The 16,164-nt window shown below is 40.4% G+C and carries 13 protein-coding genes and 3 pseudogenes; 4 read left to right on the top strand and 12 right to left on the bottom strand.

What is annotated here, in order from left to right; genetic code table 11:
* The first annotated feature begins 80 nt into the window (after positions 1-80).
* From MSP8886_RS03920 to MSP8886_RS21860, 3 genes are all read left to right on the top strand, one after another.
* Complete coding sequence (locus MSP8886_RS03920; protein WP_083200778.1) at positions 81-992, top strand: LysO family transporter; 912 nt, start codon at positions 81-83, stop codon at positions 990-992.
* Positions 993-1,544: 552 nt separating this feature from the next.
* Positions 1,545-2,270: a BamJ family beta-barrel-assembly machinery protein gene (gene bamJ / locus MSP8886_RS03915; RefSeq protein ID WP_067012838.1), complete on the top strand. Its 726-nt coding sequence runs from the start codon at positions 1,545-1,547 to the stop codon at positions 2,268-2,270.
* 300 nt (positions 2,271-2,570) lie between these two features.
* Entirely contained in the window at positions 2,571-3,896 is a 1,326-nt protein-coding gene (locus MSP8886_RS21860) for a sugar transferase (RefSeq protein WP_083200775.1), read from the top strand.
* An 87-nt stretch (positions 3,897-3,983) separates the two neighbouring features.
* Here MSP8886_RS21860 and MSP8886_RS03905 read toward each other — a convergent pair.
* The 5 genes and pseudogenes from MSP8886_RS03905 to MSP8886_RS22085 form a co-directional block, all read right to left on the bottom strand.
* Positions 3,984-5,114, bottom strand: a pseudogene (locus MSP8886_RS03905) (IS5 family transposase); the annotation flags it as partial.
* Positions 5,115-5,164: 50 nt separating this feature from the next.
* Complete coding sequence (gene tnpC, locus MSP8886_RS03900; protein WP_067013049.1) at positions 5,165-6,739, bottom strand: IS66 family transposase; 1,575 nt, start codon at positions 6,737-6,739, stop codon at positions 5,165-5,167.
* Between the two features lie 34 nt (positions 6,740-6,773).
* On the bottom strand, positions 6,774-7,142 hold the full coding sequence (gene tnpB, locus MSP8886_RS03895; protein WP_067012835.1) for an IS66 family insertion sequence element accessory protein TnpB: 369 nt from the start codon (positions 7,140-7,142) through the stop codon (positions 6,774-6,776).
* Positions 7,139-7,444 (bottom strand): IS66 family insertion sequence element accessory protein TnpA, encoded by a 306-nt coding sequence (gene tnpA, locus MSP8886_RS03890; protein ID WP_067012833.1) that lies wholly within the window; start codon positions 7,442-7,444, stop codon positions 7,139-7,141. Before tnpA ends, tnpB begins: the two co-directional genes overlap by 4 nt.
* A gap of 85 nt (positions 7,445-7,529) precedes the next feature.
* A pseudogene (locus MSP8886_RS22085) lies at positions 7,530-7,763 on the bottom strand (transposase); the annotation flags it as partial.
* Positions 7,764-7,886: 123 nt separating this feature from the next.
* On the opposite strand from MSP8886_RS22085, the pseudogene MSP8886_RS21855 reads away from it, so the two are divergent.
* Positions 7,887-8,161, top strand: a pseudogene (locus MSP8886_RS21855) (IS5/IS1182 family transposase); the annotation flags it as partial.
* A gap of 56 nt (positions 8,162-8,217) precedes the next feature.
* Here MSP8886_RS21855 and MSP8886_RS03885 read toward each other — a convergent pair.
* Genes MSP8886_RS03885 through rfbD form a run of 7 tightly spaced genes read right to left on the bottom strand, consistent with a single transcriptional unit; the run spans position 8,218 to position 16,162 of the window.
* Positions 8,218-9,396, bottom strand: a complete 1,179-nt coding sequence (locus MSP8886_RS03885) for a DegT/DnrJ/EryC1/StrS family aminotransferase (RefSeq protein WP_067012830.1) — start codon at positions 9,394-9,396, stop codon at positions 8,218-8,220.
* Positions 9,389-10,315: a GDP-L-fucose synthase family protein gene (locus MSP8886_RS03880; protein WP_067012828.1), complete on the bottom strand. Its 927-nt coding sequence runs from the start codon at positions 10,313-10,315 to the stop codon at positions 9,389-9,391. Before MSP8886_RS03880 ends, MSP8886_RS03885 begins: the two co-directional genes overlap by 8 nt.
* Positions 10,316-10,319: 4 nt before the next feature.
* Positions 10,320-11,441, bottom strand: a complete 1,122-nt coding sequence (gene gmd, locus MSP8886_RS03875; protein ID WP_217491319.1) for a GDP-mannose 4,6-dehydratase — start codon at positions 11,439-11,441, stop codon at positions 10,320-10,322.
* Positions 11,438-12,949 carry a phosphomannomutase gene (locus MSP8886_RS03870; protein WP_245659020.1) on the bottom strand — a complete coding sequence of 504 codons (1,512 nt, stop codon included), beginning with the start codon at positions 12,947-12,949 and terminating at the stop codon, positions 11,438-11,440. Before MSP8886_RS03870 ends, gmd begins: the two co-directional genes overlap by 4 nt.
* Positions 12,939-14,336, bottom strand: a complete 1,398-nt coding sequence (locus MSP8886_RS03865; RefSeq protein ID WP_067012826.1) for a mannose-1-phosphate guanylyltransferase/mannose-6-phosphate isomerase — start codon at positions 14,334-14,336, stop codon at positions 12,939-12,941. The genes MSP8886_RS03870 and MSP8886_RS03865 overlap by 11 nt, the downstream gene beginning before the upstream one ends.
* Before the next feature lie 33 nt (positions 14,337-14,369).
* On the bottom strand, positions 14,370-15,257 hold the full coding sequence (locus MSP8886_RS03860; RefSeq protein ID WP_067012824.1) for a glycosyltransferase: 888 nt from the start codon (positions 15,255-15,257) through the stop codon (positions 14,370-14,372).
* A 17-nt stretch (positions 15,258-15,274) separates the two neighbouring features.
* The gene (gene rfbD, locus MSP8886_RS03855) at positions 15,275-16,162 is read right to left on the bottom strand and encodes a dTDP-4-dehydrorhamnose reductase (protein ID WP_067012822.1); all 888 of its coding nucleotides are present in this window, start codon (positions 16,160-16,162) and stop codon (positions 15,275-15,277) included.
* Positions 16,163-16,164 lie beyond the last annotated feature (2 nt).

Here is a 16,164-nt window from a genome sequence, read left to right as displayed (position 1 = left end):
TCTTAACAACTAAGCGCGACAAAATACCCCGTTTAAAATCAACATCTTGTTTTTTTAAAGCCTATTTAGGACGATACCTCATGGCCATTCTGACAACCTTATTACCCTTATTAGCAGCTTTGCTGATCGGCTATTGGATAGATATTAGATTTTTCAACGCAAAACGAGTGGCAAAAGGTCTCAATCAACTCGTCTACCTAATATTAGGACTTATTGGCTTTAGCATTGGTGCGTTAGACAACTTAACAGAAAAGCTTCTGATTGCAGGTTATCAAGCCTTTATCTTAGTTATTTTAGTCTCTAGTTTTAACTTGATTGCTTTGTATTTCAGCGGCCTAAAGCTTGATTCTCACTATGAAAACAATAGCGGCCCCCTCCTTCAAGCAAGTAAATGGCAGGCCATAAAAGACGCCATCATCACGTTAACATGGGTCTTTGCTGGAATTGCAGCGGGTTTTATAGGAAAACAATGGTTCACAGGTGTTGATAAACTCGTCACGGCTCTTCTTTATATTTTACTATTTCTAATCGGTTGTCAGCTTCGTCAAGGAAACTACCGCTTAAGAAAACTTTTCCTTAATCGCCAGGGGCTAATCATTGCAAGTGTCACCATCACAAGCACACTGCTTGCTGGCTGGGTTAGCGCCCTGCTACTTCATATTAATTGGCACCAAGGACTGGCTGTTGTCTCAGGGTTTGGTTGGTACAGCTTATCAGGCATTCTTATCACAGGGCTTGGCGACCCCGTATTGGGTACGACTGCATTTTTATTAGACCTAAGCCGAGAAATCCTAGCGTTAATGTTGATTCCCTTTCTAGCCAAATGGAACAGCCACTTATCCGTTGGCTATTCTGGCGCCACCGCTATGGACTTTACCCTACCCATGTTAGGAAAATTCCATGGCTCGCAAATCATTCCTGTTTGTATCGCCAGTGGCTTTATCATGAGCGTCCTTGTTCCCATACTTATTCCCATTTTTATAGGCAGCTAGCTCCTGCCTGTAATAGGCCCACCCCAACTTTGTATTTTCCATTAAAAAAGCAAACACTGCTCAACCTAACGATAAGACAACAGCCGAAAATCTCGCGCTAAAGCAACAGAGAGTTAGAAAATGTCAATTTATTGTCAGTATCAATTGTAAAGTCAACATGATAAGCAAACAGCGTCATGCTTTTGTAAAATCCATTGTCGTACAAGACATGGGCAGATTATTCTCGAAACACGTTTTGTGTTTTGTTGATTCAATTATCTTTTAGCAAAACAAGGTGTACAGGTGAAGGGGTCGCTTTGGGAACGATTCTAGCTTAACATTGGCGTTACACCCCATGGTTATGTTAGAAACGTACTATCGGATCTGGACTGACAAAGCACAAGGCGCATTATTCACACTTGGTTTTGCCTTCTTGCTATGCTACTAAGTCAATCTATGCTAAAAAGTCAATGCTCGATAAAGCGACATGCAAATCTAATCCGTGGCTAGGTCAAACATCACCCAAGCTTTAGAAGCAAGTGATAAACAAACAATTAAATGGAACGCTTTTTTATGAAAAAAACACTCATTGCGGCGCTGGTTATGTCTTCTGTTTCTTTCGCGTACGCAGACAATAACGCAACCACTATTACGACAAAAGAACAGAAACTGGGTTACAGCATAGGCAATATGTTTGGTAGCCGAATGACCCAAGATTTTAAAGATCTAGACATGAAGGCCTTTTTCCAAGGCTTCAAAGACGGTTACGATGGTAGAAAAGGACAGATGACCAAAGAGGAAATTGCTGCCACCATCCAAAATTTCCAGAAAGAGCAGATGGAAAAAGCACAGAAAGAGAAAGAAAAAGTAGCCGCCGAAGACAAAGCGAAATCAGAAGCTTGGTTGAAAAAAATTGCTAAAGAGAAGGGTGTGAAAAAAACCAAAGACGGCTTACTTTATAAAGTCATCAAAGAAGGAAAAGGTCCACATCCAACAGCCACCGACACCGTCAAAGTGGATTACGAAGGCAGCTTAATGAATGGCAAAGTCTTTGATAGCTCCTACAAACGCGGCGAACCAATCACATTCCCTCTTAACCAAGTTATCCCTGGCTGGACAGAAGGCCTACAGCTTATGAGAGTCGGTTCCAAATACGAGCTGTACATCCCAGCAGACCTTGCTTATGGTCCAGGTGGTACGGGTCCAATCCCACCTAATGCAGCTCTTAAATTTGTGGTTGAACTTCATAGCATAGTGAAAAATAAAGAGAAAAAAGGCGAAGACAGTAAAGCGAAGTAATATCACTTTTAACAAGAGAATAAGAACCAATGTTCTTATTCTCTTGTCTCCTGCTATATTTATGATCACCCACTAAAAATTATACCCCTATTCTATGCACCCTACACCGAAATGTTTCTTTCCCATCTAGTAAACTGAATTAATTCCTATAGCCCTATCTATATAACTCCTTTATAATATTAGTTATAACTTACTGTTAGCTCAGCCCTCTCTTTTGGGACTGACATCTGGTAACAATACTCATCGTAGACTTACTAAAAGATAAGTATGTTTTCTTAAAGGTTAGAAAAGGAATGTAAAATGACAGAAACGTCATTTCAACGGTACCATGATAGAAAGGCCCCCACTTTATATGCCTTAATTGACCTAATTATTCCAGGTTGTCTACTGTATATCATACACACAATCATAGGGTTGACAGGATGGGGACGAGCTTACACTACAATGGCAATTCTAAGTGGTATTTTTTTCTTCTTAGCAACAGCAATACAAAGAGGATATAGCCGATATAATGAGAGGTCTATCTCTAAAAAATTAGAGATTACATTCAAAACATGGTTTATTAATGTTCTTTTTTTATTGGTAATAACTTACTTCTACTTAGCAACACTTAAGTTTGATCGTTTAATAATGTCTAGCTGGGTCATCTTAACACCACTTTTTGTTATCACTTTAAAATCATTAATTAGCTATTTTAATAGAAAATTATCAAAAGCAAAGATTAATGTTTTAATACTTGGAAATCATTATTCATTTAATGAATTTGAGCTAAATATGCTTAAATCACAAAATATACAACTTAGTTATATAAAGATATTAGAAGCAGAAAGAGTAAAACAAAAAACACTAGAATCTTCACCAGACTATTTATTGCTTAACTTAGAAAAACCGGCTAGCTCAGATTTAATAAAAGAGTTAACCCATTTAGATGTAGATGGTATAAAGTTGATAGCCCTACATAACTTCATGGAAGTTTTTTTAAGAAAATGTTATATACCATATGATAAAAAAGACCTAAGCTATTTAGAAAAAATTAGAAGCTATTCACTCTCTGATTATATTTTAAAGCGAATAATAGATTGGCTTGTTGTCTTATTGCTTGGCGCTATAAGCATCCCAATTATACTTTTCTCAATGTATAAAATAAAAAAAGAATCTCCTGGAAAACTATTTTTTTGTCAAAGTAGAGTTGGCTTAAAAGGTAAAAACTTTATGGCCATTAAGTTTCGTAGTATGCATGAGAATGCAAAGTTTAACCCCTATACACAAAAAGAAGACCCTAGAATATATCCTTATGGTAACTTTATGAGAAAAGCTCGTATAGATGAGCTACCTCAGTTATGGAATGTTGTCAAAGGGGATATGCATTTACTAGGGCCGAGAACAGAGTGGGATATTTTAGTCGAAAACTATGAAAAAGAAATACCCTATTACCATGAACGTCATCTTGTTAGACCTGGCATATCGGGATGGGCCCAAGTGCTATATCCTTACGGCGCCAACACGGAAGATTCACGCCAAAAACTTATGTATGACCTATACTATATAAAACACTGGAGTATTTGGTTAGAAATAGAAGCATTAATACGGACTGTTGGTGTTGTACTAGGTAAAAAGGGGTTATAGATCTGAAATAAATTTTAGTAAGTACTAATCCAACCCTATCTGTTTATAACAAGTTCGAATCAGTAGTCGCCCCTGAATAATGGCGTTTCAAGCAAGAAGCGCCATGCTATTTTTAGAATTTTCCGTTGGAAAAATTATTTTCAGCCATAATCTCCTTAAAAAGACTCCAAAATATGGGGCGCAATAAAGCCACTTTAGTAGCTTACGTAAGTTCTGGCCACAGGCGCTTAAGATCACGTTCATCGCATCGCCTAGTATGCCTTTTAAGAAGCATCGTCTGAGTTTTCCATCGGATTTGAGATGCCCGATGATGGGTTCTACACTGTTTCGTCTTCCCATCCAGCGTTTCTCTTTCTTGGGCACACCGCGTTTTTGACCTGTAACCAAGACTTTAATGTCTTCCACGCCCGATCCTTTATACCCTCGGTCAACAAAACAGGTTTCCGGTTTTTTCCCTGTCAGGGTTTCCACTTGTTGAAGTTGATCTTTCAAGGTATGGCCATCATAAGGATTACCTGGATAGCTTCTTGCGCCCACAATAAAGGATTCTTTAGCCGTCACCGCGATACTGGCTTTCACACCAAACTCATAGCGTTTATGTGCTTTGCCTTTAGAGATACAGTCCACATTGGGTTCATGCAGGCTGTAGAGTTTGTTTTTACTCTGACGCGTTTGTTTTAGTAATCGATAAGCTTGGTTGAGAGTGTCTTCTTGCTTTTGGGTGAGCGTTAATCCTTGTCGTTTTACTTGTCTATCAAGGTCCCGTAATACCCGCCCTAAGAAGCCTTTGACTTGCTTAATCGCCTTTCTCATTCGTTTGTATTGTTTGGCATGCCCATAGCGTCCAATCTTTGGCATTAACTCATGGCAGGCTTTGTCATAGGTTTGTCTTAGTGTGATAGCGAGGTCTTTTGCCACTTGAGTGAGTTGCTGTCGTGCCTTGTTGTAGAGTTTGGCATCGGTTGGGAAGGTGATGTTTTTTTCTTGTACCGTGGTATCGACAATCACACGCTTTAGACTCGCAGACTTGATCACTTTTAGCTTTAGCCCTGCTTGTATCGTCTGAGTAAGCAGCCATTCACAGCCTTCTTCTCCTAACCGTTTGCGCCATTTAACAAGACTGGTTGGATGGCACGGGAAGTCATGTTGAAAAAAGGTTTCGCCGCAAAAGTATTGGTAGTAAGGCGATTCAAGCCATTGTTCTAAGACCATTTCATCGTAAGCGCTCTTATATCCACTCCTAAAACGATTTGGCCAGATCTGCTAATCTAGCCTATTTTCGGCATGTTCCAGGGCAACAGCGCTTCAAGTTTTTCTAAGGTGTCAGCGTCGGCGATGTGGTCGAGCAGATAGTGGATGCAGCTTGATGGCTCTAGACCATTGGCTTTGGCGGTTTCTATCAGTGAGTAGCAGGTGGCACTGGCGTTCGCTCCACGTGACGAATCAGCAAACAGCCAGTTGCGCCTGCCCACTGCGAACGGGCGGATGGCATTTTCTGCTAAGGCGTTGCTGATGTGGACGAAGCCATAGTCGCAGTAGGCCACCAAGGATTCCCACTGATTGAGGGCATATTGGATCGCTTTGAAGGTCAGCGAGTCTTTGGGAACCTTAGGGTGGTTGGTTTCTAACCATGCTTTGAGGTCTTGCAGCACTGGCAAGGCCAATTCTTGACGGACGGTGTATTTTTCCGACTCGCTTAAGCCTTCTATTTTGCTTTCGATGGCATAGAGCTTGCGGATTTTACCGATGGCGACATCGGTTTTAGATGGTTTGACCTTGTTGCTTTTTCCTTTTCTTTTCTGAGGAGCCGCACCGCGTGCGGCTTCAACAAACTTGCGTCGCGCATGATCCCAACAGCCAATGCGAGTGATATCAAGTTCTCGGCAGACTTTGCCATAGCCGCTGTAGCCGTCCACTTGTAATACGCCACTAAACCCTTCCAATAGGCGTGCCGGTACGTGACCCGCTCGGGTCGGATCATAGTCGAACAATACAGAAGGTTTATCCGGTGGACCGCCCCGTGTAACCCACATCCATTTATCACTTTGAGCAGTTTTCCCCGTTTCTTTCAACACTTGGATGCGAGTTTCATCCGCTTGGATGTAACGACCGAGGTTTTGTTGTTCCCGCATCAGGTTGATCAAGGGTTTGAACACGTCATCGAGACGGATGATCCAGTTCGCCATGTTATTACGACCAATTTCATGACCAAGGCGCGCTAACATGCCATCTAAGCGATACAGAGGTAAACCATCAGCATATTTTGATGTGATGATGTACGCCAATAAGGAGGTGGTGGCGACGCATTTACCCAGAGGATGGGTTGGGCGCTTTGCCGCTATGATTTCCTCGCCAGTCGAGGATTCGAACACCGCTTTTTCTTGCCAGATCTCGATCACGTTAAGCTGAGCGGGGATGAACTCCAGTTCTTCTTTCACCTTAGTGAAGAAGGTTTTCGTTGCACCGGCTTTCTCGTCGTCACTCAGGCAGATCTCACGACGGATTCGGTTTAATGAAGCCGAGAAGCCCCGTTGACGCTGACGACTTTTCTTGGTTTGTGCCAGCTCTTGGCTCAACGAGTCTTCTGGAATCTCATCAATCAGATCGTCAATCGCACTTTCCAGTTCTACCTCATCAAACAGGGTGATCTGAAACGGCTGCTTCTCACTCTTGGCGGCGAAGCGTTGTACTTTTTGCAGACGGTTGATCTCTTCAAGACGCTCGATGTAGGCATCACGCTGAGCTAAAGATGCGTCTTTTTGCAACAGCAAAGACACCAGCTCAGCTTGCGATAATTGACTGTAATCTGGCTTTTGGGAGTGAGATTTGGGAGCGATTTTCATGGCGCTATGATAGCAAAAATCACCACAAAAATCCTCAGCAAAGTGCCTCATAATGCAAGGTTTTATGGCCTTTCATTACGCCAAGATCGTAGCCATCTAACAGCCAATTAATCTGCTCGCCGGTGAGGGATACCAATTCGTCTGAGGCTTTGGGCCACTTAAACTTTTCTTCTGCTAAACCTTTGTAATAAAGCACGAAGCCATTGTCTTCCCACATGACGCATTTGATTTTATTGCGATGCCGGTTGGTAAAGGCGTACAAGGCTCCAGAAAATGGGTTGTGTCCAAGTTCTTGCTCGATCAGTACCGCCAGCCCATGGGCTTGTTTTCTAAAATCCACCGGGTCTCGGTACAAAAATATCTGGGGTAAATTTAAAGCAGGACGCAGATAACGGGGTTTCATAAAGCGGCGACCAAGCTAGTCACCAATGGAATATTACTCGAATCAATGCCACGTATGAGCACGCCATTGGGGAGCAGGATTTCTAGATCGCTGGTGTGCTGAGAAGGCATTGCCAGTGTTACCGGCACTAATTTTGATTCGGTTGGCGAGTCATCGGCAGGAGAAAATTTCTGCCGCCAATAGCCGAACTGGTGATACACCAAGTCTTCTTGTTCACAGAACGCTTTGGCGGATAACCCAGATGACCGCCATTTTTCGATATGGGCAGCCCAAGTTTGGTTTAATACTGTATTTGTGCTCATATTGATTACTCCGTCGATTATTGGGACGAAGCACAGTGTGGAAGGGACTAAGCACGAAAACTAGAGGCTGATTTAGTGACGCTTACATTTCATCAGACAAATTATACAAATGCTGTAAATACAGTAGCCCTACCATCAAGCGAGTCGGCAGAGCCGCTGCGCCAACCGTCGCGAAATGTGTCCCCTATTCGGTATCCAACCGATCCCAATCCAGCACTTTAGCCAACCGAACGAGTGTATGGTTGGGGTTAATAATATCGATTAGCTGAGGCCGGAATAAATCCTTCTGCGGATCTTGCTTTGTTTGACGAGGCTTCATAAAAACTCACTGATTCTGCAACTTTTTGGGACTAAAGCGCCATTATTGGCGAGATTTTAGTCCTTAGCATTATACAAAATACATTGCATTTCAATAGGTTGAGAATTATTCAGGGATGACTAAGTATTAATTGCTTATCAAAAACGCGGTATCCCCGAGAAGAAAGAGCGTTGGATGATACGTAAGAATAGCGTAGAGCCGATCATTGGTTATTTGAAATTCAATGAAAAACTCGGTGATGCGTTGAATGTTCTCTTGAGAGCCTGTGACCAGAACCTGCGTAAGCTACTGAAGTGGCTTTATCGCTCCCCATATTTTGGACTATTTTTAAGGCGATTATAGCTAAAAAAAATTCTCACATTAAAAGACCTAAAAATAGCATGGCGCTTCTTGTCTGAAACGCCATTATTCAGGGAAGAATTAACTAAATAGTCCTACCACACTCTATTTTTTACTACAAATTTTTTATTAAATCATGAAGAGCTACAATGTTAGCTTTTATATCTACTTGGTGATTACCAACAAAAAGGCCATTTTGATCTAAATACTCAGCATTATTGACATTACCAAACACTTCATAATCAAAATACTCAAGGACCGAAGAGTTTTTAAGAAAATTACCTGTAACAATTGGACGACACTCAATTCCATTTTTTGTTAATAACTTAACAAGTTCAGCACGGGTATAAGGTGCTTTCTCATTAAGAATCAACGCAAAACCAAACCAACTACTTGAGCCTATTTCTTGCTGAATATCAATAAATGGATGGTTGGCAAATAATGATTGGAACAGCTTCGCATTTTCACGTCTTATTTCTATAAAACTTGGTAGTTTTTTAAGCTGCTCAACACCTAATGCACCACTCATTTCTAAAGGTCTTACATTATAACCTGGCAACACAAACTTAAATGATTCCTCGAATGCATCTTCGCTTTTCTCTCCCGTGACTTTATTGAACTTTGGTAAATTACGAGTCCAACCATGTGCTCGGATGCACAACAAGATATGATAAAGCTCTTCGTCATCTGTGACAACACAGCCTCCTTCCATTGTCGCGATGTGATGTGAGAAAAATGAGCTAAAAGTCCCCATCAAACCAAAGGTACCCGCCTGCTTACCATTAATTGTTGCCCCCATCGACTCACAATTATCTTCTAATATAAAAATATCGCGGCCAGCAATTATATCACTAACTCTTGCAAAATCGTTTGGGTTACCCAACAAATTGACAAACAAAATCGCTTTCGTCTTATCAGTAATCGCACCTTCTAGCTTATCTAAATCCATATTTAGAGTTTGACTATCGATGTCTACAAACTTCACCTTTAACCCATACTGCTGTAACGGAAAATAAGTTGTCGACCATGATACGGCAGGGACAATCACTTCATCACCACGTTTCAATTTATTTTTAACATTCTTCGTAAAAAAAAGTGATGCGATCATCAGCAAATTTGCTGTCGAACCAGAGCTCACCATGATAGCGTATTTAGCACCAAAAAAGTCAGCAAAGTCTTTTTCATAATGTGCAACCTCTTTCCCCATGGTAAACATATCAGACTCAATGACTCTCTGAATTGCAGAGTATTCATTTTGATCCCAGGTGCTACTCGCTAAAGAATAATTAATCATTACAGTACTCGTTTAAATAAAATTGATATGTTTTTTCGATACCAGCCTCCAAACTGGTATTATGAGACCAGCCGAACGATTTTAACCTTGTATCATCAATGAGCTTTTGTCTCATACCAACGGGTTTAGTCAAATCATGCTTGAAATGCCCCGTATAACCTATAACCCTCGCAACGGCTTGATAATACTCATTGATAGTATAATCAGCCCCTAACCCAACGTTAAGGTTTTGCGGCATCTGTTTGAAATGATCTATCGCATAAAATACAAACGCAGCAAAATCCTCTGCATACATGAACTCACGTCGAGCCTCTCCATCACCCCATATATCAATTTCTTCAAGATTAGCTTTTTTAGCTTCATGTATTTTTCGGATAACTGCAGGAATCATATGCGCGTGATTTGGGTCAAACTTGTCAAATCGACCATATAAATTGCATGGAATGATGGTTTTGTACTGCCTGCTAGAGTTTTCTCTGCTTATGTATTCACATAAACGTGTACTTGTCACTTTAGCCAGAGCATAACCTTCATTGGTTGGTTCAAGCTCTCCCTTTAGAATTAAATCTTCTGATAAAGGATTACATGCATCTCTCGGATACATACAAGAACTACTTAAATTAAGAAATTGCGCTACGCCATTAGCATTGGATGCAGTCAAAATATTCAACCCCATCTGCATGTTATCCACCAAGAACTTAACTGGCTGAGCCATGTTAGCTTGAATACCACCGACTATACCTGCCGCATGAATAATCAAATCGGGGTTATTTGCACCAATATAATCATTAACAGCTCTACTATCTAGCAGATCCAGCTGAGTGCTAGTCGGAGTCAGAAATTCATAATCATATTGAGCAGCTAAAGACAAAATATTTTGCCCTACCATGCCTCGCGCTCCGGTCAACAAAATCTTCATACTTTTACTCTTGAGATACTGGTATATCATGTCCATGTAACTTTAATAACGCATAGCGCTGGGCGACTTTTAGGTCCTCAGCTACCATTTCAGCACACATTTCTTGTACCGTGATTTCTGGCATCCACCCAAGCTTTTCTTTTGCTTTAGTTGGATCACCTAATAATGTTTCCACTTCTGCGGGGCGGAAGTAACGTGGGTCTACCTGAACTACGACATCACCTACCGTTAGTGCAGGAGCTTTATCCTTGTCAATTGCAGTTACTATGGCTTTTTCATCAACTCCTTGGCCTTCAAATTTCAAGCTAATACCCAACTCTTTAGCAGACCATTCGATAAACTGACGTACGGAATACTGAACGCCAGTAGCAATAACAAAATCTTCTGCTTGATCTTGTTGCAACATCATCCACTGCATACGCACATAGTCCTGAGCATGTCCCCAGTCGCGAAGCGCATCCATGTTGCCCATGTACAAGCATTTTTCCAAACCTTGAGCAATGTTCGCCAACCCACGGGTAATCTTACGAGTTACAAAAGTTTCGCCACGACGCGGCGATTCGTGGTTAAACAAAATACCATTACACGCGTACATACCATATGACTCACGATAGTTTACGACGATCCAATAAGCGTACATCTTCGCCACTGCATATGGAGATCGAGGATAAAATGGAGTGGTTTCTTTTTGCGGAGTCTCTTGTACCAATCCATAAAGCTCAGACGTCGAAGCTTGATAGAACCTAGTGTTTTTTTCTAAACCTAATAATCGAATAGCTTCCAGCAAACGCAAGGTTCCCATAGCATCCACATCCGCCGTATATTCTGGGGATTCAAACGACACCGCAACATGTGATTGAGCACCTAAATTGTATACTTCATCAGGTTTCACTTCCTGCAGAATACGCGTCAAATTAGAAGAGTCCGTCAAATCACCATAATGAAGAATAAAATTTGCATTATCAACATGTGGATCTTGGAAAATATGATCAACACGCTGAGTATTAAAAGAAGAGGCACGACGCTTGATACCATGCACTTCATAGCCTTTTCCTAACAAAAACTCTGCTAGATATGAGCCGTCTTGGCCCGTTACACCTGTTATTAATGCTTTTTTCTTAATCATACTTCCATTACTCTTTGTATATATACTAATATATCTTTTATCAATGAATTAACATCAACACCAGTCTCAACATAAACTCTTAACTCAGGAGCATTTCCCGAAGGGCGAAAATGGATAATATTTCCATTACTCAACGTCATACGAAAGCCATCGGTTTCATCTGTTAAAACCATCTCTAGTACTTCGCCTTCGTCTGCAATCACATCAAGTAATTCAGCTTGTTTCTCTTTGCTTGCTTTAAAATCTGTAATCAACTGCTTACTCACGCTTGTGGGAATATTTTTAATTCGATCACTTGCGGTATAGCGCTTAGGGAATCCTGCCGTTAGTTGGCTTATAGGACGCTTTTGTTCATACGACATGGCAAGCACTATCAGAGCTGGGAGAATGGAATCTCGAGTTGGCAAAGCATTAAGTGTTTGGCCATTTACCATAAAGTCGCCACCCACTAAGAAACCACCATTAGCCTCGTAGCCAACCACCCGGGCATCAGGCGAGTCTTTTAAAAGTGCTTCCATACCCTCAATAACGTAAGGAGAGCCAATCTTGGTTCGTAATGTTTTTCTATCTGGATTTTGTAATTCAAGCATGGTATTGATGTTGATAGGCGCTGCTACATGTGTTGCGTTTAAATAACCAGCACAAAGCACACCGAGGATATCGCCACGCAGCCATTCCCCCTGCTCGTTTGCAATAAGCGGTCGATCACCATCACCATCGGTTGATATAATGGCATCTAGATTATGTGTTTTAGCCCAATCGAGACCTTTTTGCTTATCTTCTACTGATACCGCTTCCGTATCAATCGGCACAAAGGTGTCGGTTCGTTCTAAAGAAATAACTTCGGCACCAAAATGCACTAGCAACTCTTTGATAACATCTCGTGCGACACTGGAATGCTCATATACACCAATGCGTTTGCCCGTAAGCATGCTAGCAGGAAATAAATCTATATAACGTTGCTTAAACAAGGCAATTGCTTGCTCATTGACCTGAGGAAGTTCACTCTGTACAACTTGTGCCAACAAGGTTTCAGATATAGAAACTTGACCCGCCATAATACTAGCTTCATCCGCTTTACTAATTTCACCATCTGGCCGATAAAATTTAATACCATTACGATCAAAGGGAATATGGCTCCCCGTGATCATCACGCCAGGAATATTGTTTTGCATGGCATAATAGGCTAGGGCTGGGGTGGGTAAAGTACCGCAATTGATCACTTCTATATCTGCAGCTTTCGCCGCTATAATGCAGGCTTTGGCAATTTCTGGGCTACTAGGGCGTAGATCCATTCCTATTGCCACACATTTAGCCGTCGGGCAGATAGCTTGCAAAAACGAAGCAGTGTAAGCAAAGCAAAGTTCTGGAGTCAGATCCTTCACAAGGCCACGTACACCACTCGTTCCAAACGCCACGCCAAGTTGCTGACTTAACTTATCGACATTAACGAGTTTAGACTCTGAATTAGCAGCCATTTTCTTAACAACTACTTTTTTAACGGCCATAACGATCACTAAAACGTACTATGTCGTCTTCTCCAAGATAACTTCCTGATTGTACTTCCACTAATTCCAGTGGAATTTTACCTGGGTTTTCTAAAGCATGAACTACACCAACAGGGATATAGGTGGATTCATTTTCCGTCAGTAGAATTTCTTTATCACCATTTTGTACTTTCGCTGTCCCAGAGACCACCACCCAGTGTTCAGCACGATGATGGTGCATTTGCACACTGAGTTTTTCACCTGGTTTTACCATAATACGTTTTACTTGATGACGCTCGCCCAAATCCACCGTTTGGTAAGTTCCCCATGGACGGTGCACCGTAGTATGAAACATATGCTCTTCGCGCCCTTCTTTTTGAATGCGCTTAACAATTTTCTTTACATCTTGGGCGTTATTCTTATCCATAACTAAAACGGCATCAGCCGTTTCTACTATTACCAAATCTTTTACACCCACAGCAGCGACCAAGCGAGATTCGGAACGCACTAGGCAGTTAGACGTACCTTCCGACATGACATCGCCCAGTAATACATTTTGATCGAAGTCTTTTTCTGCATAATCATATAACGCATCCCATGCACCGATATCACTCCAATCTCCTTCGTAAGTCACTACTTTAGCTTTTTGAGTTTGCTCCATTACCGCGTAATCTATAGACTCTTCAGGGCAAGAGGCAAAAGCATCTGCATCAATACGTACAAAGTACATATCTTCACTGCGTTTTTCATAGGCATGACTCACCGCCTGGAAAATATCACTCCTATGAATAGCCAGCTCATCTAGGTAGGATTTAGCTTTAAAAAGGAACATACCGCTGTTCCATAGGTAATCACCAGAATCCAAATAAGCCTGCGCAGTCCCAATGTCTGGCTTCTCTACAAACTCAGCAACAGCAAAATTATCTCCAGAGCGAATATAACCATAGCCGGTCTCAGGGCGTGTTGGCTTCACACCAAAGGTAACAAGTGCACTTCCCTGCGCTAATTCGGCCGCTTGTAATATGGACTTTTCGAAGGCTTGGGTATCTCTGATAACATGGTCTGCAGGTAACACTAATAATAAGGCATCATCTAAGGCTTTGTGCTTGGCTTCTAAGGCCGAAAGGGCTATAGCTGGAGCGGTATTACGACCATTAGGTTCTAGCACAATACTTGCGTTTTTTATACCGATTTCTTGTAATTGCTGGGCAATTAAAAAGCGATGCTCTTCATTACAAACAACAATTGGCATACTTACATCTAAGGAAGTCACTCTTTTGGCGGTCTGTTGTAGAAGGCTGTATTGAGTGCCTGTCAGAGAGAGGCACTGCTTAGGAAAGTGTTCACGAGACAAAGGCCAAAGACGACTGCCCACACCACCGGATAGAATGACTGGAATAATATGCATTTCAAATACCCTATTGAATAACCTAAAATACAATCACATATTAAAAGTTAAAAAACCCAAAACGCCAAAAAACAAAACAACTAAAGAATCAATAAATCGTCGTCTAAGATTGAGAAAATTAAAAAAAATAAAACTCTTAGTTATGGTAGGAGATTTAATCTCAAGCAAAAAACACATTTGATTAATTTGATTGCCATACCAACCACATTTAATTAAATCAATTCGTTTATTTATAGCTTTAAAACCTGAATTAACACCTACTTGATTTAGACTATGCTGTCTGTACAACATAGTGGGAGAGTCATATATAAACCATCGAAAACCTCTTGATCGAGAGAATGCATAAATCAACCAATCATGCAAGTCAGGTAACATCATCTTTTTTTTATTTTTCTCAATTAAAAATTCAGCAAATGAAACAGCTAGCTTCTTTTTTAAAAGATATGTACAGCCAGGGCCAGCAGCCTCAAACATATAATCATATTTTTTTTGATTATATGATTTTTTTATATATTTCTTTCTTCCGTCTTCCCAAAACGCAACCACATCAGAAGAAAAAGCATCAGAATTAGTATTTTCAACTATAGATATTGACTCAATTAGCTTATTAGAGTTCCAGATATCATCCTGATCAGACAAACTAACATAATCAAACTCATCGAAACATACATCTCTAAATAATCTATAAAAGTTAGGTCCGGCACCACCAAACATATCACCATAACTCAAGAGTGTAATATTATTAAATTTATGTGAAAAATCACGAACTATATCTAAAGTATTGTCACTACTCTTATCTACACTTATAAAAATATGTAACTCAACTTCTTTTTGAATGAGTATACTGTTAATTTGCTCCTCAATCCATTTACTACCATTATAAGCAGCAAGTAATACAGCAACTTTATTTTTTTTACACAAAGATATACTCCAAAAAATTATACGGACATTTCTTTAATTTTATAAATCACTTTGTCAATTGACTTAATCCACGACTTCGGTTTAATGTCAATATCACAAAGCTTAGATGTATCCAAAACAGAAAATTCAGGTCGCTTAGCTTTCATAGTATAAAAATCTGATCCAACAGCAATTAATTTTGGTCTATTAGTAATAAGTTGATAGTCTGCAGCTTTTGTACATATTGTACGAGCAAAGCCATGCCAACTTGTTGTCCCTATACCACAATAATGAAAAACCCCCCACCTTAAAGATTTTAGCTTGTCATATGAGTCACACAACTTTAAAATAGCCTCTGCTAAATCTCCCGCATAAGTTGGGCAGCCATATTGATCAGCAACAACCGAAATAGTTTTTCTTTCATTAGCAAGACGTAGAATTTTCATTAAAAAATTATTTCCATATTCGCTAAAAACCCAGGAAGTTCGTAAGATAATATATTTGTTAAGCACCGATTTCAAAGCTAACTCTCCTGAATACTTCGAAGCTCCATAAATATTTTTAGGGTTTGCCATATCTTGAGGAGAGTATGGATCAACTGCTTTACCATCAAAAACATAATCAGTTGAAATATGAATCAACGGAATATTAAGTTTAGCGGCAAAACCAGCAAGCAAAAATGGACCAAGTTCATTAACAGAATAAGCTAAATTGCTTTCATCTTCCGCTTTATCCACAGCAGTATAAGCAGCTGCATTAACTATTATATCAGGTGAAACATCCTCTAGAATTTCTCTCATTTTATCAACGTTAGTAATATCTAATTCTGAAGAATCATAAGCAAATAACTGATGATCACTATCATAAGTAACATCTTGAAAGCAAAGACCAAGCTGACCATTTTTACCCGTCAATAAAATACGCATAC

It is taken from the genome of Marinomonas spartinae, from assembly GCF_900089775.1.
GTDB lineage: Bacteria > Pseudomonadota > Gammaproteobacteria > Pseudomonadales > Marinomonadaceae > Marinomonas > Marinomonas spartinae.
Note: the sequence above shows the minus strand (reverse complement) of the source record. Positions and strands in the feature narration are given on the sequence as shown.

Coding starts and splice junctions, on each gene's coding strand:
- MSP8886_RS03920 (WP_083200778.1), top strand. CDS start 81: ATGGCCATTCTGACAACCTTATTACCCTTATTAGCAGCTTTGCTGATC.
- bamJ (WP_067012838.1), top strand. CDS start 1,545: ATGAAAAAAACACTCATTGCGGCGCTGGTTATGTCTTCTGTTTCTTTC.
- MSP8886_RS21860 (WP_083200775.1), top strand. CDS start 2,571: ATGACAGAAACGTCATTTCAACGGTACCATGATAGAAAGGCCCCCACT.
- tnpC (WP_067013049.1), bottom strand. CDS start 6,739: ATGAAAATCGCTCCCAAATCTCACTCCCAAAAGCCAGATTACAGTCAA.
- tnpB (WP_067012835.1), bottom strand. CDS start 7,142: ATGAAACCCCGTTATCTGCGTCCTGCTTTAAATTTACCCCAGATATTT.
- tnpA (WP_067012833.1), bottom strand. CDS start 7,444: ATGAGCACAAATACAGTATTAAACCAAACTTGGGCTGCCCATATCGAA.
- MSP8886_RS03885 (WP_067012830.1), bottom strand. CDS start 9,396: ATGATTAATTATTCTTTAGCGAGTAGCACCTGGGATCAAAATGAATAC.
- MSP8886_RS03880 (WP_067012828.1), bottom strand. CDS start 10,315: ATGAAGATTTTGTTGACCGGAGCGCGAGGCATGGTAGGGCAAAATATT.
- gmd (WP_217491319.1), bottom strand. CDS start 11,441: ATGATTAAGAAAAAAGCATTAATAACAGGTGTAACGGGCCAAGACGGC.
- MSP8886_RS03870 (WP_245659020.1), bottom strand. CDS start 12,949: ATGGCCGTTAAAAAAGTAGTTGTTAAGAAAATGGCTGCTAATTCAGAG.
- MSP8886_RS03865 (WP_067012826.1), bottom strand. CDS start 14,336: ATGCATATTATTCCAGTCATTCTATCCGGTGGTGTGGGCAGTCGTCTT.
- rfbD (WP_067012822.1), bottom strand. CDS start 16,162: ATGCGTATTTTATTGACGGGTAAAAATGGTCAGCTTGGTCTTTGCTTT.